Below are 23668 nucleotides of genomic sequence, written 5' to 3'. Positions count from 1 at the left end.
TAACCATAAGCAAGGAGGGAACGATAATGGCTAAAAAGATGCCTGAAATCGGTGATTATAAATATGGTTTCCATGATAAAGACGTTTCCATTTTCCGTTCTAAACGCGGTCTAACGAAGGAAATCGTTGAGGAAATCTCAAGAATGAAAGAAGAACCACAATGGATGCTTGATTTCCGTATGAAATCATTAGAGCATTTCTACAATATGCCAATGCCGCAATGGGGCGGAGACTTAAACGACTTAAACTTTGATGAAATCACTTACTATGTGAAGCCTTCAGAGAAGTCAGAGCGTTCTTGGGATGAAGTGCCAGAAGAAATCAAACGAACTTTCGATAAGCTAGGTATCCCTGAAGCTGAGCAGAAGTATCTAGCAGGTGTATCTGCACAGTATGAGTCTGAAGTTGTTTATCATAACATGCAGGAAGACTTAGAGAAGATGGGAATTATCTTCAAAGATACAGACTCTGCTCTTCGCGAAAATGAAGAATTATTTAAGGAATATTTCGGTACAGTTGTTCCTCCAGCAGACAATAAGTTCTCTGCGTTGAACTCTGCAGTATGGTCAGGTGGCTCATTCATCTATGTACCAAAAGGTGTGAAGACAGATACGCCACTTCAAGCATATTTCCGAATTAACTCTGAGAATATGGGTCAGTTCGAGCGTACGTTAATTATTGCGGATGAAGATTCATCTGTACACTATGTAGAAGGCTGTACAGCGCCTGTGTATACAACTAACTCTCTTCATAGTGCGGTTGTTGAAATCATCGTTAAGAAAAACGCATATTGCCGTTATACAACGATCCAAAACTGGGCAAACAATGTTTTCAACCTTGTAACGAAGCGTACAGTTTGTGAAGAAAACGCAACGATGGAATGGGTTGACGGTAATATCGGTTCGAAGCTGACAATGAAATATCCTGCTGTCATCTTAAAGGGTGAAGGTGCACGTGGTATGACACTTTCCATTGCACTTGCAGGTAAAGGTCAGCACCAAGATGCTGGTGCGAAGATGATTCACTTAGCGCCAAACACATCTTCAACAATTGTATCCAAGTCTATCTCTAAGCACGGTGGTAAAGTAACGTATCGTGGTATCGTACACTTTGGCCGTAAAGCAGATGGCGCACGTGCAAATGTTGAGTGTGACACGCTAATTATGGATAACAAATCAACATCAGATACTATTCCTTATAATGAGATCTTTAATGAAAATATCTCACTTGAGCATGAAGCAAAGGTTTCAAAAGTATCTGAAGAGCAGTTATTCTACTTGATGAGTCGTGGTATTTCTGAAGAAGAAGCAACAGAAATGATCGTAATGGGCTTTATCGAGCCATTTACCCGTGAACTTCCAATGGAATACGCAGTTGAAATGAACCGTCTAATCAAGTTCGAAATGGAAGGTTCAATCGGTTAATATTTGAAATTCATGACCCCATTTGCCCGTTGTGGTAGATGGGGTTTTCTATACTTTTTTTGATTGCTTATGCTACAATACAGCTATAAGTTTGAGTAAGAAGAAGGTGAGCGTTTGGAGATTCTTTCAATAGAATTAGTGGATTCCCTCTTACTGATGGGAACTACGATGCTTGTGTTTGGCTGGATTTTTATTGGCCATGTTTACCGAAGTTTTCCAATTCCTAATAAGTGGTACAAAGAAAATGAAATAGATACAAAGCAACTGATTAAGCAGATTTATCGGTTAGGCTTTATTCCACAAATCATTTGGAATGCATTATTAAGGTGCTTGATTCGGAAAGAGGCACCTGATAAAGAAGACTATTTTTCTCCTTGTAGCTAATGTAAATACATTTTACAAGGAGAGGATTTATAAGTGATACGTACGTTGATTCATTCGCTCAAGCCGACTTTAAAATATTTTTTATGGTTTGTACTTCTCGTTTTAGTGTTAACAGGCTGTTCTTCTACGCAAGCACCAATTACAGGGGAGACGGAAGGGTTTTTTAATCATTATTTTGTCTATTCCTTTTCCCGTCTTATTATGGGCGCAGCTCATATTCTCGGAGGAAGCTATGGGATAGCTATTATTGTTATTACCCTGTTAATTCGCTTCTTCTTGCTGCCACTGAATCTTTCTCAGTATAAGCAGCAAAAGCGTATGCAGATATTGAAGCCGAAAATGGATGAGATTAAAGAAAAGTATGATAAAACAAAGAAAGATGACCAGGCAAAGCAACAACAAGAGATAATGAAGCTCTTTCAACAAGAAGGTGTTAACCCATTAAGTGGCTGTTTGCCGATGATTGTACAGCTGCCGATTTTGATGGCCTTCTATTATGCGATTGCAAGAACGCAAGAAATTGCGGTCCACAATTTCTTATGGTTTAGCTTAGGTCAAGCAGATCCAATTCATATTTTACCGATTATTGCAGCTTTGACGACTTTTACGCAAGTGAAGCTGTCACAAGCTCAAATGGAAGCTGCGAACCCGCAAATGAGAGTAATGCAAGTAATGATGCCAATTATGATCTTTACTTTTGCTCTTAAAATGCCTGCAGCTCTTCCGCTATATTGGATTGTCGGAAATGTTTTTATGATTTTACAGACGGTTATCTTACGCAGAGCATAAAGAGAGTTCCCTTTGGAGCTCTCTTTCTCTTCATTAAAAAACACATCAAAGAGAGGTCGTTTGATGATTTATATTGGATTAGCAGGCTGGGGAGACCATGATACGTTGTATCCGGACAAAATCCAAAGCCGTGATAAATTAAGTGAATATGCTGCTCACTTTCCGATCGTGGAATTAGATTCAAGCTTCTATGCTGTGCAGCCTCAACGAAATATGGAAAAATGGACAGCTGAAACACCAGATCGTTTTCAATTTGTTGTTAAAGCTTATCAAGGAATGACAGGTCACCAACGAGGTGAAATTCCATTTGATTCTAAGAAGGAAATGTTTGAAGCATTTCGACTTTCTCTTCAACCCCTGCAGCAAGCAGGTAAAATAGGAATGGTGTTGTTCCAATTTCCACCATGGTTTGATTGTACAAAAGAGCATGTAACGTATTTGCGGTATTGCCGTGAAATGATTGGAGATGTACCTGCAGCACTTGAGTTTCGGAACAAAACATGGTACCAGCCAGAATTTTATGAGCAGACGCTTCAATTTATGTATAAAGAGAACTGGATTCATACAGTGTGTGATGAGCCGCAAGTTGGAGAGGGTAGTGTGCCGACTGTATTGCATGCTAGTGATTCAGAAAAAACGCTTATTCGTTTTCATGGCAGAAATAAAGAAGGCTGGCGCAGACCCTCGAAAGGCAACTGGCGTGAAGTTCGTTACCTTTATCGTTATAATGAAGAGGAGTTAAAAGACTGGTGCAAGAAGATCAAACAATTAGAGAAGCAAACGAAAGATATTTATATTATCTTTAATAATAACTCTGGCGGTGATGCCGCAGATAATGCAAAGCAAATGCTTGATTTATTAGAGATTAAATATGAAGATCTTGCGCCCCGGCAACTTGATTTGTTTGATTAGGTTTTGAGAAAAGAAAGCTGGTGAAATTCGTTGACTTGGGTGATGTTGTTTTTAATTGGGTTATGTGCTGGGATTTTGGGGAGTGTTGTAGGTCTTGGGGGAGGCATCATCTTAGTGCCTGCAATGCTTTTCTTTGGTACATATACATCTATTTTAACTGAGATCTCCCCGCAAATGGCTGTAGGGACTTCTTTGTTAGTTATTATTTTTACAGGGCTTGCCTCCACACTTAGTTATATGAAACAAGGGACTGTTGACTACAAGAGTGCCTTTCTGTTCTTTGCGGGAAGCGGACCCGGCGGCATTGTCGGAGCTTATATTAATCGGTATTTAAATGTTGACCAATTTCAGCTTTATTTTGGTTTACTTATGATTTTTCTCGCTATTGTTCTAATGTTTCGGGACAAAATGAAGCAAGTTGAAGAAAAAGAAATTAAAGGGTTTGTCCGTAGATTCCGAGATCCTCAAGGGAAAGAATATGTGTATGGCTTCAGCCCAATCACAGGCTTGGGAGTCTCGTTTATTGTAGGCTTGCTATCAGGCTTGTTTGGTATCGGCGGTGGTTCTTTAATGGTACCGATTATGATGATGCTGTTTCAATTCCCGCCCCATGTTGCTGTTGCCACTTCAATGATGATGATTTTTCTTTCCTCAATTGTTAGCTCAACTGCACACATTGCGCTTGGTCATATTGAATGGCTATACGCCATATCACTTATTCCTGGAGCATGGATCGGTGGAAGACTAGGTGCTGCAATTAATAAGAAAATGCAAGGGAATTCAGTTGTTATTTTACTAAGAGTCGTACTGGTAGTTATCGGGGTTCGTCTCATTTATCAATCATTCTAACAAGTTAAGGGAGTAGGGATAATGTCGCAAGTTTATCTTTACCATTCAAATGACTTACATAGCCATTTTGCAGCGTGGACACGTGTTAGTGGTTTCTTTAAGCGTAAGCGTGAAGAACGCAAGAAAAACAATGAAGAAGCATTCTTTTTTGATATTGGAGACCATATGGATCGAGCTCATTGGCTCAGCGATGCAACAAAAGGGAAAGCGAATGTCACCCTGATGAATGAAGTCGGCTTTGATGCCGTCACGTTTGGGAATAATGAAGGGATTACATTAGCAAAAGAATCGCTTGACCAGCTTTATAAAGAAGCAACGTTTCCGGTACTTGCGGCGAATGTATATGAACAAAACGGAGAAAGACCGAAATGGGTGAAGCCTTATCAAGTTTATACGTTGAATAACAACATGAAAGTCGCTGTTATAGGTCTTACCGTGAAATTCTCAAAGTTTTATGAACAACTAGGCTGGTCAATTTCATCTCCCTATCAAGAATTAGATCGTTACTTACCAGAGCTTAACAAGAAGGCTGATGTTATCGTCCTGCTTTCTCACCTCGGTATAAAAGATGATGAAGCGATTGCGAAGGCGTACGATATTGATGTTATCATGGGAGGGCATACCCACCATTTATTTGAAGATGGGAAAATAATGAATGGGACATTGCTTGCAGCTGCTGCGAAGCATGGAAAGTATGCAGGCGAAATTTGTTTAACATTTGATGATAAAGAGAGAAAGCTTATCAAAAAAACTGCTATAGCATATTCTATGGAAGAAGAAGCAGAGTCTTCAGACACAAAGCATTTGCTTCACTCTTTAGAGCATGAGGCTGATTCCCTTCACAATGAAGAAGTTGTTCACTTGAAGAAGCCTTTATCGTTGTCATGGTTTTCAGATTCATTGAGTACAAAGCTTCTTGCTCAAGGATTAAGAGAGTGGGTCGGAGCAGAGGCAGCGATGCTTAATGCGGGTGTTATTCTTCAAGACCTTCCTGTTGGGTCGGTAACAAAAAAAGATTTGCACCGGATCTGTCCGCATCCAATCAACCCGTGTAAAGTTATACTAACAGGTGCTGAGTTAGTTACTATAATCGAAAAAGCCTTTACAAGAGAAATGCAGGAGCTCGAATTCAAAGGTCTTGGCTTTCGAGGCAAGGTAATGGGAGCAATGGTTTTTGATAATTTGCTTGTTGAGTGGGATGAGCTGAATGATGAAGCACCTGTGGTGAAATATATCATTTTAAATGGTGAGCAAGTGAAGGCAGATAGAGAGTATGAAATCGCTACACTTGATATGTTTACATTCGGCTATCTGTATCCAGAAATGTCTAAAATTGATAAGAAAACATATTATATGCCTGAGATGTTACGTGACGTGCTTGCTTGGAAGCTTCAAAATACTTATAAATAAGCATTTGCCTAGGACACTTTTCCTTATTATCTGCATACGTTAATAGGGGAAAGGAGTGTTTAGAAGTGATCCATGTCGTACCTATTGAGATTGAAGGTAAAGGTTTTACTGCTATTACACTTAGCTTGCCAAAAACAAACTTCATGGCCGTAACAAGTGAGAAAGGCTATATTATGTGTGGTGCCCTTGATGTATCGCTTCTTAATGAGAAATTAAAAGAACGGAAAATTATCGCTGGGCGAGCAGTGGGAGTCCGAACAATCGACCAGCTATTAGAGGCGCCGCTTGAAATGGTCACGATAGAAGCAGAAAACATCGGTATTCATAAGGGGATGAAAGGGAAAGACGCCCTGCTGAAGATGTTATAATGGATGAGAGTGTTCGCATAGAGCACTCTTTTTATTTACGTGAAACCAGGTCTTTTTTATCAAAAATAAAGGATTTTTTGGCTTTATATGAATAATGAGGTAAAATTAAGGCGGAATATGTCGAAAAAGTAAGTAAAGTAATGGGATAAATCAATGATAAAAAAATGATAAATAGGGGCCTGTTATGAGATTAGTTAACTTGGAATCAATTAAAACGAATATTGCACTTAAGAAGCCAATTTATAATGAAAGTGGACAGATTTTATTAGGAGAAGGTGTGCCGCTTACTGAACGGTTAATTGAGCGGTTGAAAGCAAGAGGGATTACAACAGTCTATGTCGATGACCCTGAATCGGCAGGTATTGAAGTTAAAGAAGTATTAAAGCAAGAAACACGAACGAAAGCGATGCAGACAATCAAAAGTACTCTAGAGACCGTACATAATGGAAAAGATCTTTCGCGAATATTTGTTCAGCAAGGATTAGATAAGACCTTTTCCTCGCTAGTCCAGGATATTCTCAAAGATATTCAAAACAATGGAGACGCCCTTTCTCTTTTGACCGACGTATATGCGCATGATAACTATATTTTTGCTCATTCGTTAAATGTTACGATTTACTCGTTAGCGCTTGCTTCCCGTCTGAATTTAACGCCACGGCAGTTAAAAGAAATAGGTCTTGGTGCTATGCTTCACGATGTTGGGAAGATGCAAATTGACTTGGAAGTATTAAGTAAACCAGGCAGGTTAGATGACCACGAGTTTGAAGAAATGAAGAAGCATAGTGAGTATGGTTTCGAAATTCTAAGACGCATTTCTACGGTTCCATTGGTGGCTGCCCATTGCGCCTATCAGCATCATGAACGGATTGATGGAAGCGGGTATCCACGTGGACTCAAAGGTGATGAAATTCACCTCTATAGCCGGATTATAGGGATAGCGGATGTCTTCGATGCTGTTACAACAAACAGAGTATATCGAAAGGCAATGCTTCCTCATGAAGGGTTAGAAATATTGTATGCAGGAGCAGGTACACAATTTGAATATGAATTTGTAGAAGCTTTCCGTAAAGCAATCGTCGTCTACCCTGCTGGTTTGAAAGTTAATTTAAATGACGGAAGAAAAGGTATTGTTGTTCGTCCAAATATAGGGCTTAGTGAACGTCCGGTAATTCGAATTGTAGAAGAGAATAATGTGAAAGTAGTCGCTCCATATGAAGTAGATTTAGCTAAGGATTTGACGTCGGTCATTGTTGGAGCGGATATGATTTTATAGGCTTTTTGAAAGTAATAGGGTTTAGTCCTCTTTCTCGTGCATATAAATGTGTACGAAGGAGGGAACAGCCTTGTCTAGACGCAAGAGTCGTATCATACGAAAAGGTCCGCTCCCTTTTCGACATGTAGTTGTCATTACGTTTATTATATTTATTTTATTCACGTTTCAAGGGTTATGGATTATTAACAAAGGAATTGAGCCTACGTTAATGAACATTGCTGAAACAAAAACACAGCAAATTGCGAAACAGGCGATTAATCAAGCATTTAATAAAAAGCTTGCTAAAGATTTGAATGTAGAACAGCTTGTTTTTATTGAAAAAGATAGTTCGGGGAAAATCACCTCGCTTGGCTGGAATCCGACTGTTGTTAATACTGTCTTACGTGAAACAACCTATCGGGTTCAAGAGTATTTAAGTCAGGTAGAGGAAGGGTATGTGCCTGATGCAAGTCTGCCCCCTGATGTTGATATTGAAGTCGATGATCCTGAAAAGCGCCGCAGTGGTATTGTCTATGAAATGCCATTAGGGCAAGCTACAAATAATGCTCTACTCGCAAACCTTGGTCCAAAGGTTCCTGTTCGGTTTACTTCGATCGGAGATGTGACAGCTGAGGTAAATAAACGAATAACAGAGTATGGGATTAATAATACGTTAATTGAGATCTTAATCCATGTTGAAGTGAACGTTCAGGTTGTGATTCCTTTTGCGACAAAAACTTCTGTCGTTTCTACAGATATCCCAGTAGACATACGAGTTCTCCAAGGCGAAGTACCATATCTTTATAATAATGGGGAGGGTGCTGTAACTCCATCGCTTCAACCTCCAAATGGTTTGCCGTAGATTTGTCAACTTAATAATTTGCTGATATAATGAAAAACGTTCACAAAAATATATATGATTTGCCTTCTCATATACGATGAGGTAGAGGTGCGAAAAACAAAAGTACAGTTCACGAGGATGACAACGATGACTGAATTGGAAAGGGTTTTTTGCCGAAATGAGAGAGAAAGGTCGCTTGTCTCTCATTGGGGCTGTCCCTGAATAAGGGCGGAACTGTCGTTGCAGATATTTTGATTTGGTTTACTACTTTGCAACGGAGGGCTCCTATCGTGATGGAGGATAACATAACATTACAAGGGTAATGATAGGTTATTTTCTATCATTACCCTTTTTATTTTTTCGTAAAAATGGAAAGGAGAATGGATCCTTTCCTATTTGTGTTGCCTGATTATTCGTGACACTTCCTTATCGAATCATTATGAGAAGGTATGGTTAGGAAGGAGTTTAGGGAATGGAAGGTACAATTTATTCTATTATCCCACCGATTGCAGCGATTTTGATGGTTATCTTAACGCGTCGTGTTTTGTTATCACTAGCTGTTGGTATTCTTGCAGGTGCATGGCTTTTAACAGAATCTATGGGTGGAACATTTAAGAGAATTGTTGAAAGTTTTACAGCTATTTTTGTTTCAGATGGGGCATTAAATACATGGAATGTCTACATCCTCTTTTTCTTAATATTGCTTGGGGTTATGACTGCATTCATCTCAATTAGTGGGGGAAGTCAAGCATTTGGTGAATGGGCATTGAAGCGAGTGAAAACGCGCAGCGGTGCACAGCTTGTTACAGCATTTTTAGGAATTATTATTTTTATTGATGACTATTTTAATAGCTTAGCAGTTGGACAAGTTAGCCGTCCGCTTACAGATCGTCACCGGATTTCAAGAGCTAAGCTTGCTTATTTAATTGATTCAACTTCGGCACCAATTTGTGTGATTTCTCCGATTTCTAGTTGGGGAGCATACATCATTGCTCTGATTGGAACGATCTTGGCGGCGCATGAAGTAACGAATGTATCAGCTTTCACAGCGTTTCTACAAATGATTCCGATGAATCTATATGTGTTTGTAGCTATTTTACTTGTGTTTCTTACGGCTATTTGGAAGATCGATCTTTTCAGTATGAAAAAGCATGAAGAATTAGCAATGAAAACTGGTGAAGTGATTGATCCTCAAAGAGGAGACGTGCCAGGTGAACTGAAATCAGACTTACCTGTCAGTGAAAAAGGTAAAGTAATAGATCTAGTTATTCCAATTGTGGGGCTTGTCATCGGTACGGTTCTTTCAATGATTTATACAGGTTATAAAGCTTCAGAAGGAAATGCGACGGTCTTAAGCGTGTTTGAAAATACTGATGTTGCAGCATCTTTATTGTATGGCGGTATCTTTGGGGTACTCGTCACTTTTGCAATGTTCGCTCGTCATAAAATGGGTGGCGGTGTTCTTGGTACAGGCGTTCTAGAAGGTGTTAAATCAATGCTTCCGGCTATTTATATTTTAGTGTTTGCTTGGATGATTGTTGATATTATTGGACAGCTTGAAACAGGAAAATACCTTGCTGGGCTTGTAGAACAATCAAATATGAATATTGCACTGTTACCTGTTGCGCTTTTCTTGCTTTCAGGTGTAATGGCCTTCGCTACAGGTACATCTTGGGGTACGTTCGGTATTATGCTTCCAATTGCAGGAGAGATAGCAGCGGCAACAGACATTGCATTATTATTGCCAGCACTTTCTGCTGTTTTAGCAGGTTCTGTTTTTGGAGATCATTGTTCGCCGATTTCAGATACAACAATTCTTTCCTCTACAGGAGCAGGGGCTCATCATATTGATCACGTCCTAACGCAGCTTCCTTATGCCATTCTTGCTGCAATTGTTACCTCAGTTGGTTATATTGTGCTTGGTTTTACTGGAAGTGTATTTGCAGGGTTAGCAACAAGTATTGTTCTTCTTGTTGTTCTAGCATTTGTATTACGTAGTACAGGCTCGAAAACAGCATGATACAAACACAATAAGAACGAATATAGAAAAAATTTGAAAGGTATTAGGATAAAAGCTTTTATTGCTATAATATTTTCCATATATCTTTGGTGATAATGTGAACAAGGAGGCATTCTTCTTGTTCTTTTTTTATATTATAAAAGAATATGATGAACAGGAATATTTTATAATAAAAATATCAATAATGTTGATATATACGGCTGTGTTACTACTGGGTCAAATGACATACCGATCACTTTTTTTATATCGACATAGCAAATAACATAAAAAAATTAAAGAATGTTTTGACATATTGTCCTAGGGCGGCTATACTAAAAATGTAATTTATTTAATTATCAGAAAAAACTAAATTATCTCAATTCTTTTCCTATATTTTCAATTTTGAAAAGAGTTGTATCAACTTAATAAGGAGGTTGTTATTATGGAAAATCGTCCGCAATGGGGAACGCGCGCCGGCTTTATTTTGGCAGCTGTTGGGTCTGCGGTCGGGCTCGGAAACATTTGGCGTTTCCCTGCGACAGCATATGAAAACGGCGGAGGTGCGTTCTTTTTACCATACTTATTCGCGCTTCTAACAGCAGGTATTCCATTATTAGTGCTTGAGTTCACAATGGGTCATAAGTACCGTGGCTCTGCTCCGCTTTCATATGCACGTATGAACAAGAAAGCAGAATGGATTGGCTGGTGGCAGGTAGCTGTTTCCTTCGTTATTTCCACGTATTATGCAGCGATTATCGCATGGGCAATTATGTATAGTATCTTTTCATTCAACTTAAGCTGGGGGTCAGATACAGAAGGCTTCTTATTTGGAGAGTATCTAAAAATGAGTGTTGACCCTGGTCAAACAGGTTCAATTGTTCCAAGTGTGTTTATTCCACTTGTAGTTGTATGGATTATTGTACTTGGTGTACTTGTGAAAGGTGTTAAGAAAGGGATTGAAGCTGCAAATAAAATTTTCATCCCAACGCTTGTTGTTCTTTTCTTAATTATTTGTGTGCGCGCAGTAACATTGGATGGAGCAATGCAAGGTTTGGAAGCTTTCTTCAAACCAAATTGGTCAATGATTGCTGATCCGAAAGTATGGGTGGCAGCATACGGACAAATTTTCTTTAGTTTATCAATTGCATTTGCAATTATGATTACGTATTCAAGTTATCTTCCTAAGAAATCAGATATTACGAATAATGCTTTTATTACAGGCTTCGCGAACTCATCATTTGAATTGTTAGCTGGTATTGGGGTATTTAGTGCACTTGGTTTCATGGCTGCTTCACAAGGCGTAGCTGTGCAAGATGTTGTTGCAGGTGGCGTAGGTCTTGCCTTTGTTGTATTCCCACAAATCATCAATGAGTTCCCTGCACTGAATGGATTATTCGGGTTCTTATTCTTTGCATCACTTGTTCTTGCAGGTCTTTCTTCGTTAATTTCAATCGTGGAAACATTTGTTGCAGGTGTTCAAGATAAGTTTAATATTTCACGTACAAAGTCTGTATTAATCGGTGGCGGTACTTCCGCGGTTATCTCGATTTTGTTTACAACTCAAGGCGGTTTAATGTACTTAGATGTTGTTGATGCATTTATTAACAACTTTGGTGTCGCATTATCAGGTCTTGTTGAAGTTGTAGCAATTGCATGGTTTGCTCGCAACTTAAGTAATCTGAAAAGTCATGCTAATGAAATTTCTGATATTCGTCTAGGTTCTTGGTGGACAATTTGCCTTGGTATTATTACACCAATTGTATTAGGGATTATGATGTTCCGTACAATCACTCAAAATATTAAAGAGCCATATGGCGGCTATCCAATGGAATTCTTACTTCCATTCGGCTGGGGAGCAGCAGGCTTAGCAATTGTCGTCGGTATTCTTTTCTCATTAAAGAAATGGAACGGAAATATGCTTGAATCCCATGATGAAAAGAAAGGGGTATCATAATTATGAGTGGAAGCGCTATCGTTATGATGGTAGTAGGCGTTGTCATTATTTGGGGTGGATTAGTAGCTAGTGTAATGAATGCTGTTCGAAAATCATAAGAGGAAAAGACCAGGAGAAATTTCCTGGTCTTTTTATTTTTTCCTATTAAGTCGTTCTTTTCTTTCCCACACTCTTAAATAAGGATAAGGGTCAAATGACCACTCGCTTAAGCCGTTATCTTTGTACATCCCATAATGCAGGTGTGGTGGGAATTTTCCTTGGGTGCCTGGAGGTCCATAGCCTGAACTTCCAACATAGCCAATCACCATTCCTGGTTCGACAAGCTGGCCTTTTTCAATTCCTTTTTCAAAGCCGCGTAAATGAGCGAAATAGTGGTAGACATTATTAATATCACGTACACCGATTCGCCAACCTCCGTATTTGTTCCAGCCGATTGTTTCGATGTATCCGTAGGTAGTAGCTCTAAGAGGAACGCTGTAATCAGCAAAGATATCTGTTCCTTCATGGATGCGTAGCCCGCCCCAGCCGCGTCGATCTCCCCAAGTGCTTCTGTAGCTATAGTTAGCGTGTAATGGAACAGGGAAAGCGCGTTTTTCTAAGTTTATTCCATACTTTTGATAGATACGTGCATAATTGATAATAAAATCAACTGCTTTATCTCGTTTATAATATTCCCAAAGGGCAATCTTAATGTTTTCTTTATCAATTCCATATTGGGTTAAGTAATGAGCAAAGGTATATAATACATCTTCATCATTGGTGCGAACTGCCTTCCCATCCCCATTTCCATCTAACCCGATGCCGTTAAAAAGTTGAATTGAAGTAGGGTTTGTATCCTCTGGATTAGGATTTAAAGGACCTGACCATTGATAAGGTGTAAAATAGATGCCTGTTAATGATTCAGTATCAGGCAAGTCTTTACGAGCGTTTCGAATATTTCGTTCATACTGGTCAATAGCAGCAAAATAGTTCCACGGGATCTGAGTAATGGTTTCCATTTTCTTATATAAACCCATTCTGGATTCATGATCCACTTCAGCTTTTACGCCTAAAGGGAAAAGGAATAAAACCAGTAATACGAAAAAGAAAAATGTTTTTTGCACGATGGAGTGCCCTCCTTTCTGCCGTTCTTTGTTAAATAGTGTACTTCCTAATGGCCTATTTCATAGGTGGTAAAAAGTACATAGAGGATTTATCCTCTGTTTAAAAGGGTTTTTGAGCACCTCTAATTGGATTCATTAGTTGAATATGATAAAGTGATTATGTATCTTGTTTTCAAACAATGTTAGATAGGGTAAGACTATCTAAAGTACATCATAGAGGTGGAGTGACAATTATGGCTAAAAGCGAACAACATGTGCGTAAGCCGGATTGGTTAAAGATTAAGCTTAATACAAATAAAAATTATACTGGCCTCAAGAAAATGATGCGCGAGAAAAAGCTACATACAGTTTGTGAAGAGGCAAAATGTCCTAATATACATGAGTGTTGGGGAGAACGTAAGACCGCAACATTTATGATTTTAGGTGATGTTTGTACGCGTGCGTGTCGTTTCTGTGCCGTTAAGACAGGACTTCCAAATGAACTAGATCGCGGGGAACCAGAGCGTGTTGCAGCATCTGTTAAGCTGATGAAACTGAAACATGCAGTGGTAACAGCGGTAGCAAGAGACGATTTAAGAGATGGCGGAGCAGAAATCTTTGCCGAAACAGTCCGAAAGATTCGCGAGTTCTCACCAGGAACGACAGTAGAAGTGCTTCCTTCAGATATGAATGGTGTTGAGGATAGCTTGAAAATCTTGATGGATGCTCGCCCTGATATTTTAAATCACAATATCGAGACTGTACGTCGTTTAACACCTAGAGTCCGTGCACGGGCAAAATATGACCGTACTCTTGAATTCCTACGCCGTGCAAAAGAAATGCATGCAGATATACCGACGAAATCAAGCATTATGGTTGGGCTTGGTGAAACAAAAGAAGAAATCATTGAAACAATGGATGATTTACGAGCAAATAATGTTGATATCATTACCATTGGTCAATACCTTCAACCGACAAAGAAACACTTAAAAGTGCAAAAATATTATCATCCAGATGAGTTTGCAGAATTAAGAGAGATTGCATTAAGCAAAGGCTTCAGTCATTGTGAAGCTGGTCCGCTTGTTCGCTCTTCTTATCATGCTGATGAACAAGTTAATGCTGCACAAAGCTAATGAAAAAGCCGCCTTTTTGAAGGGCGGCTTTTCATATGGATTAGCGATTCATCATATTTTGCTTGTTGTTCATTTTTTCGCCCATATCTTTATCCATCTGTTCATTTACTTCGCCTTGCATTTCACCATTTTCATTTTCGCCAGTGCTTAGCTTACGACCTTGTGGTGATTTAAGCATTTCTTTAATGACACCATCGATTTCATTTTCGACATTTTTAGTAGCGACATTCATTTGCGAATAACGCTCGATGTCATTTAACATCTTTGGATCATCAGACACATAGACGTGATAATAACGTGGTACCACCGATAATGCTGTTTTCTTAACTTGGTCAGCTGTTTCAAAACGGTTTTTTGTATCACTGTTATAGGCAATTAACACTTCTTCATCTGTTACTAGCGTTGCACAATCATTGACATTAGGGATGCCAACAGACATTTTACTAATCATGTTTGCAACCTGTTCACGGTTTAAAATAGGTAAATCATCATTATCGATCGTTTTACCAGGGACGGGGCTCTTTTGATGACGAACGAAACCGAAGTTTTTCGCCATTGTATCAGGACCACCCATTTGTCGGTTATATTGTTCTTCTGTTTCTGTCACATTAAGGGTATTGCCATTTCGGTCATAAGGTCCTTGACCTGCCTCGTTATCAGCTTGACATCCACTTAAAAGAATTGCGCCACAAAGTCCAAAAGCTGCTAAAGATTTATACATTCAAAACACCTCCTTATTCCATATGGTGACCTAATTTCTTGAAACGAATGTTTAGTAATTGTTGGGCGTGGGAGGAAGAGGAGAGATTTCAAAACCGCTAAACTGTGGTAAAATAGAACAAAGCTGAGGTGATAAAATTGGTTCAGATCGATGGCATTCAGTATGAAATAATTGAAAATGTCAAAGAAGGTTTCAATGAAGAGGTTTTTAAGGAAAGGTATAGCGAAATTTTACATAGATACGATTATGTTGTTGGAGATTGGGGATACAACCAACTTCGACTACGCGGTTTCTTTGATGATCAAAATCAACGTGCAACATACGATACAAAAATCAGCACATTGTCAGAGTGGCTGTATGAATATTGCAATTTTGGCTGCGCATATTTTGTCTTAAAGAAAATACGCAAGTAAAAGAGCTGCACAACAATGGTGTGCAGCTCACGAAGTTATTTGCTTGTATATGGCAGCTCTTCGTTTTTCTCAGGATCATCATGTGTAGGGTGAGACCCTGGATCAAGGCGAGGGAGGTTTTGGTGAAGGGATTTAAATTCATAGTTAAAAGCACTATAGTAGCGCTGCCCTTCCTGCCAAGGTGTGCTTTTATTATAGACCGGTGTATTCTTATTTCGTGGAGAACCATACGGCCCTTCAGGTAATGTTTCAGGAATAAGGAAATTTCGCTGTGTTTCAACATTTGAGAAGTCAGTATATTGATCATGCTCTTTATCCATTAAGAAAGCACCTCCTTACCGTTTAGTGTAGCCGGTGGAGGTGCTTTTCATTATGCCGTAATTTCCCGCAAAAATTCACGAAGTTCTTCGGCATCTTCTTCATTTAAGTTGTAGGCATGTTCTAAGTAGCCTTCCTCATTCACATCATCAGAACCAATAATGGCAAATCGGCCGCTTTGAATATCAAGCACAAGCTGCTTGCCATAATAACGGTTTGTCTTGATAATGGCTAAATCAAATCGGTGGCTTTCTCCCATAAAGCTAATGAAGCGTGTTTCAGTGTTTTCTCTTTCATCATATAAGAAAAAACGTTCAGTCATATAGAGCCTCCTAGATATTAGAATTTAGTCTTCAGAACGAAGGTGCGGCTTGTTGTTTAAATGATGATGTGCTTTGATGTAACGGACAGTACCTGTTTTTGCACGCATAACAATTGAGTCAGTTTCAGCTAAGTCTCCACCTAAGAAACGAACACCATCAACTAATTCACCTTCAGATACGCCAGTTGCAGCGAAAATTGCGTCATCCCCTTTTACTAGGTCATTTAACGTAAGGAGTTGACGCGGGTCTTTCAATCCCATTGAGATGCAACGTTCCATTTCTTCATCTGAGTATGGTACAAGACGAGCTTGCATGTCACCGCGTAATGCTTTAATAGCTGCTGCAGAAATAACGCCTTCTGGTGCACCGCCGATTCCGACAAATAAATCGACACCTGTTTGTGGGAGAGCAGTTGCAATGGATGCACCAACATCTCCGTCCCCAAATAACTTTACCCGAGCACCTTTAGCACGAACCCGCTCAATAATTTCAGCGTGACGTTCGCGTTCTTGGATAATAACCGTGCAGTCGTGAACACGCTTATTGTTTGCTTCTGCAACGATATCAATTGTCTTCTCAATTGGGTCATCAAGCGAAATTTTACCTGCAGCATTTTTGCCGACAGCAATTTTTTGCATATACATATCTGGGGCATGAAGCAAGGTGCCCTTATCAGCAATTGCTATAACAGCTAATGCATTTTGATGCCCTTTTGCTACAATATTTGTTCCTTCTAGCGGGTCTACTGCAATATCAACAGCAGGTCCATTCTTAGTACCAAGCTCTTCACCTATATAAAGCATCGGTGCTTCATCTAGTTCCCCTTCACCGATTACAACGATTCCGTCCATATTCACAGAATCAAACATTTGACGCATTGCCGTTGTTGCTGCGTCATCTGCTTCATTTTTCTTTCCGCGGCCGAGCCATTGTGCTGATGCGATAGCTGCTGCTTCTGTTACCCTGACCAGTTCAAGTGCTAATTCACGATCCAAAGTTTTCTCCTCCAGTACGAAATAATTCCTCTTATATCATAGCAAAGCAAGCGAAAAAAATAAAAGCTTTCCATCAGATTAACGTATTTTGTCTTTATTGCTAATGCATTTATCGAATATGCTAAAATAAGGACAGACTTATTTAAAAAATAAAACGTTTCCATTAATAAAGGAGCTGTGAATATGTATTTTGTTGATCGTGGTAAAATCGAAGAAACATTAGTGTATTTAGAAAAGCTGGCCGAGTGGTTGAATGAGCAAGAATCGTTCGAAACGGTAACAGAGCAAATGGCATTAGAGCGTGCAGCACATATGGCAATCGAAGCAGTCATCGATGTAGGGAACGCGATGATCGACGGGTTTATTATGAGGGACCCAGGCAGTTATGATGATGTAATTGACATTCTTCTTGATGAAAAAGTCATTAATGATGAAGATGAAAAGGTTTTAAAAGAGTTTATTGCTTTCCGTAAATCACTTGTTCAAAATTACTTAACAATCGTTCATGAAGAGGTTGGACAAGTATTTAAGCAGCATGCATCCATCCTTCCTGAATTTGCAACGAAAGTACGTCGCTACTTAGAGGAAGAGCTTGGCCCTGTTTCAGCATTTAAAGCGTAACTTTTGATACTTTTTAATTTAGAAATATGTTAAACCCGTGCTATAATAGGAAGAGGATGGTGATGATAATGAGAAAAGTCCCCTCTTCTACACGTGAACAATTACTTGAAATGTTAAAAATAGAAAAACGATTAACCGTTACTGAAATGGCTCAGCGTTTACAAATTACTGAGATGGCTGTGCGTCGTCATTTGAATACATTAGAGCGAGATGAATTTGTAAAAGCGTCACTTGTAAGGCAAGCGATGGGGAGGCCGACAAAAGTTTATTCCCTTACAGAAAGTGGTGAAGAGCTCTTCCCGCGTAATTATCGCGCCTTAATGCTTGACCTCTTAGAAGATATTGAAGAGATCGGCGGCGAACAAATGCTACTAGAGCTCTTCCAAAGACGGCAAAAACGGCTTCAGGAAAGTTATAAGAGCAAGCTTGAAGGAAAATCATTTAAAGAAAAGCTGGAAAAGCTTGCAGACATTCAAGCTGCGAACGGATATATGCCGGAAGTAAAGCAAGAGGATGAGCATACTTATCGTTTTATTGAACATAATTGTCCAATTGCACAAGTGGCTGACAAATATAAGAATGCATGCCAATGTGAATTAAATTTATTTCGAGATTTACTTGATACTGATAAGGTTACCCGCAGTGCTTGTATGGGAAGCGGGGACGATGTTTGTGATTATATTATTCGAAAAGATGCATAACGGCTTGCTGCGCGTTCCTCATTGGAGCGCGTTTTATTTTTGACCAAGTTTTAAATATTTGTTTCACAGACATCTTGAGGATAAACTAATGTTGAATGTTTTAGAGGGGAGTATGATTTATGAAAAAATATAAAGGCTATTTAATTGATTTAGATGGGACGATGTATCGCGGCACCGAGCGGATTGAGGCTGCTTCTGATTTTGTGAAAGCTCTTCGCGAGCGTGGGTTACCGCATTTATTTGTAACTAACAATTCTTCTCGTAAGCCTGAGCAAGTGGCTGAGAAGTTAGTATCTTTTGATATCCCTGCTGAACCTGAGCAAATTTTCACGACAAGTATGGCAACTGCAAGCTATATCGCAGAACAAAAGCCAGGGGCATCGGCATACTTCATTGGTGAAGAAGGTTTAGAGTACGCGTTAAAAAGTAATGGGATAAAGCTTGTAGAAGAGCAGCCTGATTATGTTGTAGTCGGAATTGACCGTGATATTAATTATGAAAAGCTCGCAAAAGCATGCCTTGGCGTGCGTGCTGGAGCAACCTTCATTTCAACGAACAGCGATATTGCGATTCCGACTGAACGCGGATTTCTGCCAGGGAATGGCTCATTAACTTCTGTTATTACAGTATCAACCCAAACAAACCCAACCTTTATCGGTAAGCCTGAGCCAATTATTATGAAGCAAGCGTTGAAGAAGCTTGGCACAAGTAAGGAAGATACATTAATGGTGGGAGATAACTACGATACAGATATTCAAGCTGGGATGAACGCTGGGTTGGATACATTGCTTGTCCATACAGGTGTAACATCTAAGGAAATGCTGATTACGTATGAAGTACAGCCGACATATACAGGTGATTCATTATTGGAGTGGATTGAAAAAATGTAAGCCGAAGGGACCTTTGCCCTTCGGCTTATCTTATTCTGTATGTGCAGCACGGTGGGCAAGCCGGCTTGAAGCTGCAGCAGCGATTGCTCCTACAATATCATCTAAAAATGTATGACATTGCCCTGTTGACTTGTCATTCAGTCTTTGTAGAATGCCAGGCTTTTGCTTATCGATATAGCCGTAATTTGTAAATCCAATGGAGCCATAAACATTAACGATTGATAAAGCAATGATTTCATCAATGCCATACAAGCCCTCGTCTTTTATAAGGATGCTTTGTAATGGTTCTTCTAGCTGTCCACCTTTTTCAGCTAAAAGGTCAAGCTGAATGCCTGTTAATATGGCATTGTGAACTTCACGCTTCGCGAGTACACGGGTCACGTTATGAATGCAATCTTCCATTGATAAGTCGGGATGATATTTTTCTTGAAGGTAGTACACAAGGTCAGCTAAGTCTTGGATGGTCACACCGCGCATTTCCATCCATTCTAACGCTTTCTGCCCCACAGCATCTAATTGTTTTTCTTTTGACATGCACGTCACCTACCTCATGAAGGTTTTTTCTTAATCGAGCAAAGATACCTATACCTATTGTTTCTGAGTGAACGAGAGAACATTCTGCCATATCTATGAAAAAGTCTGAATACACATGAAGTAAATAGATGGAATGGCAGGAGGAATGTAGAGATGAATGAAAAAATACTACTTCAGCATTATCGTCTTCAACCAGAGCGTAAATTTGCTGAGAATGGAAGATCAGTCTTTCAACAGGGTAATCAACATTTTACTTTTTCAACACTACACGGAGAAGACGAAGAGGTCGTGATGGAAATGAAGATGTTGAGTGATTATATGTATATGCAAGGGGAGTCCAATTTGTTCAAGATTGTACCAACTTTTGAGCAAAAACTTTTTGTGAATGAGGAAAATCAACCAATGATGCTGTTATCGTTGGAAACAAATAGTCGTATGAAACAAGGGGTGAAGCCTTCATATGGGCGTGCTTTGAGAGAGCGTCACACGAAAGGAAGAAGCTACCCATATCCAGTACAGCATCAAACACGCCTTGGGAAGTGGAAGGAACTTTGGGCTTCACGGCTCGAACAAATGGAAAAATATTGGTTTTCGCGTGTATTCGAACAACCATTATCAACTTTTGAAAAAAAGTTTGTTGAAAGCTTTCCATATTATATGGGTTTAACAGAAAATGCGATTCAGTACATTGGAGATAATGAATGGGAGGACAAACGGGGCGAGCAATATGAAGGGACACTTTGTACGGACCGTTTTACAGTAAATGGGGAAGGAAGAGATGCGATTCATCCGTCAGAATGGTTGTATGATCATTCGTCTAGAGATATCTCCGAATGGATTCGGTCTCTATATTGGGAAGAAGGGTATCCAAATTGCATGAATGCTGTGAATGCTTTTTTGACTGATTATGAAGCAAGAGGCGGTGTCTCTTTATTTACATGGCGAATGGTATATGGTCGCTTAATCTTTCCGCTTCATTATTTTCAATGCGTGGAGTCATTTTTTACATCAAGTTCAGAGAGTCAGAAGGAACAGCTAACACGCAGGTTACAGCATATGATTGAAAATAGCGGACAATATGAGCAGTTTTTGGGAGATTTTTATACGGGAATTGGACTGTCTGCCCAACGATTGCAACTTCCAGAACTAGGATGGTTGTAAACAATTGGCCTTTCCCTTGGCTTCATATGCTATGATAGAAGTACAGACTCGAAGATTTTGCACAAGGAGTGAAGCAGTTGACGAAGCCATATGTATTTATCACTCGACGTATAGACAAAGAAATAGTTCAATCATTGAATGACATAGCAGATGTGCACATGTGGGAAAGTGAAGAAGAGCCTGTTCCACGAGAGGTATTGTTAGAAGAGGCAAGTAAGGCAGATGCGCTTCTAACAATGCTATCAGATAAAGTGGATGAAGAACTGCTTGATAAGGCTGGGAAATTAAAAGTTGTATCCAACTTAGCTGTTGGATACGATAACATTGATGTTGAGGCCGCAACGAAGCGCAATGTGATTGTGACAAATACACCAGATGTCCTAAATGATACAACCGCTGATTTGACGTTTTTATTAATGATGGCGGCAGCTCGACGTTTGCTTGAAGCGAACGACTATATTCGTAAAGATAAATGGAACAATTGGGCACCGATGCTCCTTGCTGGACAAGATATTCATCATAAAACAGTAGGAATCGTAGGAATGGGGCGAATTGGACAGGCTGTTGCAAAACGAGCAACAGGCTTTGATATGAAGATCCTTTACCATAACCGTTCCCGTAAAGAAGAAGCGGAACGAGAGCTTGGCGCGCAATATTGTTCATTTGAAGAATTAATTGAACAGAGTGATTTCGTTGTTTGTATGACGCCGTTAACACCCGAAACAAAAGGAATGCTCAATGCTGAAGCTTTCAAGAAGATGAAGAAAACAGCTGTGTTTGTGAATGCTTCTCGAGGTCCTGTTGTTGACGAGGATGCTCTCTATAACGCATTGAAAGAGGGAGATATTGCGGGAGCTGGCTTGGATGTTTTTACAGAGGAGCCTATTTCAAGTGACCACCCTCTTATGTCTCTTGAAAATGCGATCTGCTTACCTCATATAGGCAGTGCAAGTATTGAAACGAGAAAAGCGATGATGTTATTGGCAGTGAAAAATATTTTCCGTGTGTTAAATGGTGAAAATGCCGAAACACCAGTGAATGAATAAGGAAAAATAGAGCGATTTTCGGCTGTTTTTATTGAAACAGCCGATTGTTCTTTACATCCCTGCCGAAATAGCTTAAAATTTTTCTGAAAAATCTTTATAGACAGAATAGTTGTAATAGACATAAAGGGAACGCTTTCAGAGGAAAAATCGTGGAATTCACCCCTTGTCATAAAAGGAGTTTATTACTATAATGTCCTTTAACAGAATACAAATGTTCTTCTAAAGAAGACACAATAAAAGGGGATGGGAACCATGACAGAGAAAATTTCAGTAGGACTGCTCGGACTTGGCACAGTTGGGAGCGGTGTTGTCCAAATTGTAGAGAAACATCAAGATAAATTAATGCATCAAGTTGGGTGTCCAGTTGAAATTACGAAAATTCTCGTCAGCGACGTGAATAAAAAGCGTGACATGGATTATCCACAAGAAAAGCTAACAACAAACCCTGACGATGTATTAGCAGACCCAGAAATTGATGTTGTAATTGAAGTGATGGGTGGGGTTGAACATACACGAGAATACATTTTAAAAGCATTACGAAACAAAAAGCATGTTGTCAGTGCAAATAAAGACTTAATGGCTGTCTATGGAGCAGAGCTTCATGCTACTGCATCGGAAAATGGCTGTGACCTCTTCTATGAAGCAAGTGTTGCAGGTGGTATTCCAATCTTGCGTGGCCTTGTAGATGGATTGGCATCAGACCGCATTTTGAAAATGATGGGTATTGTCAATGGAACGACGAACTACATTTTAACGAAGATGACACAAGAAGGCCGTACGTATGATGAAGTGCTGCAGGAAGCGAAAGACTTAGGTTATGCTGAAGCTGATCCAACTTCAGACGTCGAAGGTTTAGATGCAGCTCGCAAAATGGCGATCCTTGGCACATTAGGCTTCTCAATGCACCTTGATCTTGAAGATGTATCTGTTAAAGGAATTACAGGTATTACAGAAGAAGATCTTGACTACAGCAAGCATCTTGGTTATACAATGAAACTTATCGGTATTGCAAGCCGTTGTGGTGATAAAGTAGAAATAAGCGTAGAGCCTACACTGTTACCGCAGGAGCATCCATTATCATCTGTAAATGATGAATACAATGCGGTCTATGTCTACGGTGAAGCAGTTGGTGAAACGATGTTCTACGGTCCTGGGGCTGGGAAGATGCCGACTGCAACAGCAGTTGTCTCTGACCTAGTTGAAGTGATGAAGAACAAACGTTTAGGTGTGAATGGAAGCAGTGTTGTTACACCTCAATTTGATAAAAAACTAAAAGAAGACAATGAAATTTACTCAAAATATTTCTTGCGTATTCATGTAAAGGATGAAGCAGGGGTATTTTCAGAAATTACATCTATCTTCTCAAATCATAATGTCAGCTTTGAGAAAATTCTTCAGCTCCCATTTGAAGAAGAAGAAAAACTTGCTGAAATTGTGATGATTACACACAAAGCAAGCAAAGCAGATTATGAAACAGTGATGCAAAAGCTTAATGATTTAGATGTTGTAAAGCAAGTAAAAAGCAGCTACCGTGTGGAAGGAGAATAA

26 protein-coding genes and 1 riboswitch are annotated in these 23668 nt (G+C 39.5%); of the genes, 20 read left to right on the top strand and 6 right to left on the bottom strand.

Annotation, left to right across the window (positions count from 1 at the left end; translation table 11 throughout):
• Positions 1-26: 26 nt before the first annotated feature.
• The 12 genes from sufB (at position 27) to LC040_14530 (ending at position 12280) form a co-directional block, all read left to right on the top strand.
• A complete protein-coding gene (gene sufB / locus LC040_14585; protein ID WLR50477.1) occupies positions 27-1424 on the top strand; it encodes a Fe-S cluster assembly protein SufB in 1398 nt (465 codons plus the stop codon).
• 114 nt (positions 1425-1538) lie between these two features.
• Positions 1539-1808, top strand: coding sequence for a hypothetical protein (locus LC040_14580; protein ID WLR50476.1), 270 nt, complete (start codon positions 1539-1541; stop codon positions 1806-1808).
• Positions 1809-1844: 36 nt separating this feature from the next.
• Complete coding sequence (gene yidC / locus LC040_14575; protein WLR53307.1) at positions 1845-2597, top strand: membrane protein insertase YidC; 753 nt, start codon at positions 1845-1847, stop codon at positions 2595-2597.
• Between the two features lie 63 nt (positions 2598-2660).
• Positions 2661-3509 (top strand): DUF72 domain-containing protein, encoded by an 849-nt coding sequence (locus LC040_14570; protein WLR50475.1) that lies wholly within the window; start codon positions 2661-2663, stop codon positions 3507-3509.
• 30 nt (positions 3510-3539) lie between these two features.
• Positions 3540-4358 carry a sulfite exporter TauE/SafE family protein gene (locus LC040_14565; GenBank protein ID WLR50474.1) on the top strand — a complete coding sequence of 273 codons (819 nt, stop codon included), beginning with the start codon at positions 3540-3542 and terminating at the stop codon, positions 4356-4358.
• 21 nt (positions 4359-4379) lie between these two features.
• Positions 4380-5768: a bifunctional UDP-sugar hydrolase/5'-nucleotidase gene (locus LC040_14560; protein WLR50473.1), complete on the top strand. Its 1389-nt coding sequence runs from the start codon at positions 4380-4382 to the stop codon at positions 5766-5768.
• Between the two features lie 65 nt (positions 5769-5833).
• Positions 5834-6136 carry a DUF1805 domain-containing protein gene (locus LC040_14555; GenBank protein WLR50472.1) on the top strand — a complete coding sequence of 101 codons (303 nt, stop codon included), beginning with the start codon at positions 5834-5836 and terminating at the stop codon, positions 6134-6136.
• A gap of 184 nt (positions 6137-6320) precedes the next feature.
• Positions 6321-7409 (top strand): HD-GYP domain-containing protein, encoded by a 1089-nt coding sequence (locus LC040_14550; GenBank protein WLR50471.1) that lies wholly within the window; start codon positions 6321-6323, stop codon positions 7407-7409.
• Between the two features lie 70 nt (positions 7410-7479).
• Positions 7480-8250, top strand: coding sequence for a sporulation protein YunB (gene yunB, locus LC040_14545; GenBank protein WLR50470.1), 771 nt, complete (start codon positions 7480-7482; stop codon positions 8248-8250).
• A 74-nt stretch (positions 8251-8324) separates the two neighbouring features.
• A riboswitch (Lysine riboswitch) is annotated at positions 8325-8521 on the top strand.
• Positions 8522-8701: 180 nt separating this feature from the next.
• Positions 8702-10249 (top strand): Na+/H+ antiporter NhaC family protein, encoded by a 1548-nt coding sequence (locus tag LC040_14540; GenBank protein ID WLR50469.1) that lies wholly within the window; start codon positions 8702-8704, stop codon positions 10247-10249.
• 421 nt (positions 10250-10670) lie between these two features.
• Positions 10671-12182 carry a sodium-dependent transporter gene (locus LC040_14535; GenBank protein WLR50468.1) on the top strand — a complete coding sequence of 504 codons (1512 nt, stop codon included), beginning with the start codon at positions 10671-10673 and terminating at the stop codon, positions 12180-12182.
• Positions 12183-12184: 2 nt separating this feature from the next.
• Positions 12185-12280 (top strand): methionine/alanine import family NSS transporter small subunit, encoded by a 96-nt coding sequence (locus LC040_14530; GenBank protein WLR50467.1) that lies wholly within the window; start codon positions 12185-12187, stop codon positions 12278-12280.
• A gap of 33 nt (positions 12281-12313) precedes the next feature.
• On the opposite strand, the gene LC040_14525 is transcribed toward LC040_14530, so the two are convergent.
• Complete coding sequence (locus LC040_14525) at positions 12314-13255, bottom strand: M23 family metallopeptidase (GenBank protein ID WLR53306.1); 942 nt, start codon at positions 13253-13255, stop codon at positions 12314-12316.
• Positions 13256-13518: 263 nt separating this feature from the next.
• On the opposite strand from LC040_14525, the gene lipA reads away from it, so the two are divergent.
• Positions 13519-14397: a lipoyl synthase gene (lipA, locus tag LC040_14520; GenBank protein WLR50466.1), complete on the top strand. Its 879-nt coding sequence runs from the start codon at positions 13519-13521 to the stop codon at positions 14395-14397.
• A gap of 40 nt (positions 14398-14437) precedes the next feature.
• Here the strand turns inward: lipA and LC040_14515 are convergent, their stop codons facing one another.
• Entirely contained in the window at positions 14438-15118 is a 681-nt protein-coding gene (locus LC040_14515; GenBank protein WLR50465.1) for a YhcN/YlaJ family sporulation lipoprotein, read from the bottom strand.
• A gap of 137 nt (positions 15119-15255) precedes the next feature.
• Between LC040_14515 and LC040_14510 the strand changes: the two genes are divergently transcribed.
• Positions 15256-15531 carry a DUF1027 domain-containing protein gene (locus LC040_14510; GenBank protein WLR50464.1) on the top strand — a complete coding sequence of 92 codons (276 nt, stop codon included), beginning with the start codon at positions 15256-15258 and terminating at the stop codon, positions 15529-15531.
• Between the two features lie 35 nt (positions 15532-15566).
• On the opposite strand, the gene LC040_14505 is transcribed toward LC040_14510, so the two are convergent.
• Genes LC040_14505 through glpX form a run of 3 tightly spaced genes read right to left on the bottom strand, consistent with a single transcriptional unit; the run spans position 15567 to position 17167 of the window.
• Entirely contained in the window at positions 15567-15851 is a 285-nt protein-coding gene (locus tag LC040_14505) for a cytosolic protein (GenBank protein WLR50463.1), read from the bottom strand.
• A 50-nt stretch (positions 15852-15901) separates the two neighbouring features.
• Positions 15902-16171: a DUF3055 domain-containing protein gene (locus LC040_14500; GenBank protein ID WLR50462.1), complete on the bottom strand. Its 270-nt coding sequence runs from the start codon at positions 16169-16171 to the stop codon at positions 15902-15904.
• Positions 16172-16195: 24 nt separating this feature from the next.
• A complete protein-coding gene (glpX, locus tag LC040_14495) occupies positions 16196-17167 on the bottom strand; it encodes a class II fructose-bisphosphatase (GenBank protein WLR50461.1) in 972 nt (323 codons plus the stop codon).
• Between the two features lie 183 nt (positions 17168-17350).
• Here glpX and LC040_14490 point away from each other — a divergent pair, with 183 nt between their 5' ends.
• From LC040_14490 to LC040_14480, 3 genes are all read left to right on the top strand, one after another.
• Complete coding sequence (locus LC040_14490; GenBank protein ID WLR50460.1) at positions 17351-17788, top strand: DUF86 domain-containing protein; 438 nt, start codon at positions 17351-17353, stop codon at positions 17786-17788.
• 68 nt (positions 17789-17856) lie between these two features.
• On the top strand, positions 17857-18489 hold the full coding sequence (locus LC040_14485) for a transcriptional regulator (GenBank protein ID WLR50459.1): 633 nt from the start codon (positions 17857-17859) through the stop codon (positions 18487-18489).
• 119 nt (positions 18490-18608) lie between these two features.
• Complete coding sequence (locus LC040_14480) at positions 18609-19379, top strand: TIGR01457 family HAD-type hydrolase (GenBank protein WLR50458.1); 771 nt, start codon at positions 18609-18611, stop codon at positions 19377-19379.
• 30 nt (positions 19380-19409) lie between these two features.
• Here the strand turns inward: LC040_14480 and LC040_14475 are convergent, their stop codons facing one another.
• Positions 19410-19913: a phosphatidylglycerophosphatase A gene (locus tag LC040_14475; protein WLR50457.1), complete on the bottom strand. Its 504-nt coding sequence runs from the start codon at positions 19911-19913 to the stop codon at positions 19410-19412.
• A gap of 153 nt (positions 19914-20066) precedes the next feature.
• Between LC040_14475 and yutH the strand changes: the two genes are divergently transcribed.
• The 3 genes from yutH (at position 20067) to LC040_14460 (ending at position 23668) form a co-directional block, all read left to right on the top strand.
• Positions 20067-21074 carry a spore coat protein YutH gene (gene yutH / locus LC040_14470; GenBank protein WLR50456.1) on the top strand — a complete coding sequence of 336 codons (1008 nt, stop codon included), beginning with the start codon at positions 20067-20069 and terminating at the stop codon, positions 21072-21074.
• A gap of 77 nt (positions 21075-21151) precedes the next feature.
• Positions 21152-22120 (top strand): D-glycerate dehydrogenase, encoded by a 969-nt coding sequence (locus tag LC040_14465; GenBank protein ID WLR50455.1) that lies wholly within the window; start codon positions 21152-21154, stop codon positions 22118-22120.
• Between the two features lie 252 nt (positions 22121-22372).
• On the top strand, positions 22373-23668 hold the full coding sequence (locus tag LC040_14460; GenBank protein WLR50454.1) for a homoserine dehydrogenase: 1296 nt from the start codon (positions 22373-22375) through the stop codon (positions 23666-23668).

The sequence above is a fragment of the Bacillus tianshenii genome (genome assembly GCA_020524525.2).
Taxonomy (GTDB): Bacteria; Bacillota; Bacilli; order Bacillales; family Bacillaceae_N; genus Bacillus_AV.
This window is presented reverse-complemented; position numbering and strand designations above follow the sequence as displayed.

Coding starts and splice junctions, on each gene's coding strand:
- sufB (WLR50477.1), top strand. CDS start 27: ATGGCTAAAAAGATGCCTGAAATCGGTGATTATAAATATGGTTTCCAT.
- LC040_14570 (WLR50475.1), top strand. CDS start 2,661: ATGATTTATATTGGATTAGCAGGCTGGGGAGACCATGATACGTTGTAT.
- LC040_14560 (WLR50473.1), top strand. CDS start 4,380: ATGTCGCAAGTTTATCTTTACCATTCAAATGACTTACATAGCCATTTT.
- LC040_14550 (WLR50471.1), top strand. CDS start 6,321: ATGAGATTAGTTAACTTGGAATCAATTAAAACGAATATTGCACTTAAG.
- LC040_14540 (WLR50469.1), top strand. CDS start 8,702: ATGGAAGGTACAATTTATTCTATTATCCCACCGATTGCAGCGATTTTG.
- LC040_14535 (WLR50468.1), top strand. CDS start 10,671: ATGGAAAATCGTCCGCAATGGGGAACGCGCGCCGGCTTTATTTTGGCA.
- LC040_14530 (WLR50467.1), top strand. CDS start 12,185: ATGAGTGGAAGCGCTATCGTTATGATGGTAGTAGGCGTTGTCATTATT.
- lipA (WLR50466.1), top strand. CDS start 13,519: ATGGCTAAAAGCGAACAACATGTGCGTAAGCCGGATTGGTTAAAGATT.
- LC040_14515 (WLR50465.1), bottom strand. CDS start 15,118: ATGTATAAATCTTTAGCAGCTTTTGGACTTTGTGGCGCAATTCTTTTA.
- LC040_14505 (WLR50463.1), bottom strand. CDS start 15,851: ATGGATAAAGAGCATGATCAATATACTGACTTCTCAAATGTTGAAACA.
- LC040_14500 (WLR50462.1), bottom strand. CDS start 16,171: ATGACTGAACGTTTTTTCTTATATGATGAAAGAGAAAACACTGAAACA.
- LC040_14490 (WLR50460.1), top strand. CDS start 17,351: ATGTATTTTGTTGATCGTGGTAAAATCGAAGAAACATTAGTGTATTTA.
- LC040_14485 (WLR50459.1), top strand. CDS start 17,857: ATGAGAAAAGTCCCCTCTTCTACACGTGAACAATTACTTGAAATGTTA.
- LC040_14480 (WLR50458.1), top strand. CDS start 18,609: ATGAAAAAATATAAAGGCTATTTAATTGATTTAGATGGGACGATGTAT.
- LC040_14475 (WLR50457.1), bottom strand. CDS start 19,913: ATGTCAAAAGAAAAACAATTAGATGCTGTGGGGCAGAAAGCGTTAGAA.
- yutH (WLR50456.1), top strand. CDS start 20,067: ATGAATGAAAAAATACTACTTCAGCATTATCGTCTTCAACCAGAGCGT.
- LC040_14460 (WLR50454.1), top strand. CDS start 22,373: ATGACAGAGAAAATTTCAGTAGGACTGCTCGGACTTGGCACAGTTGGG.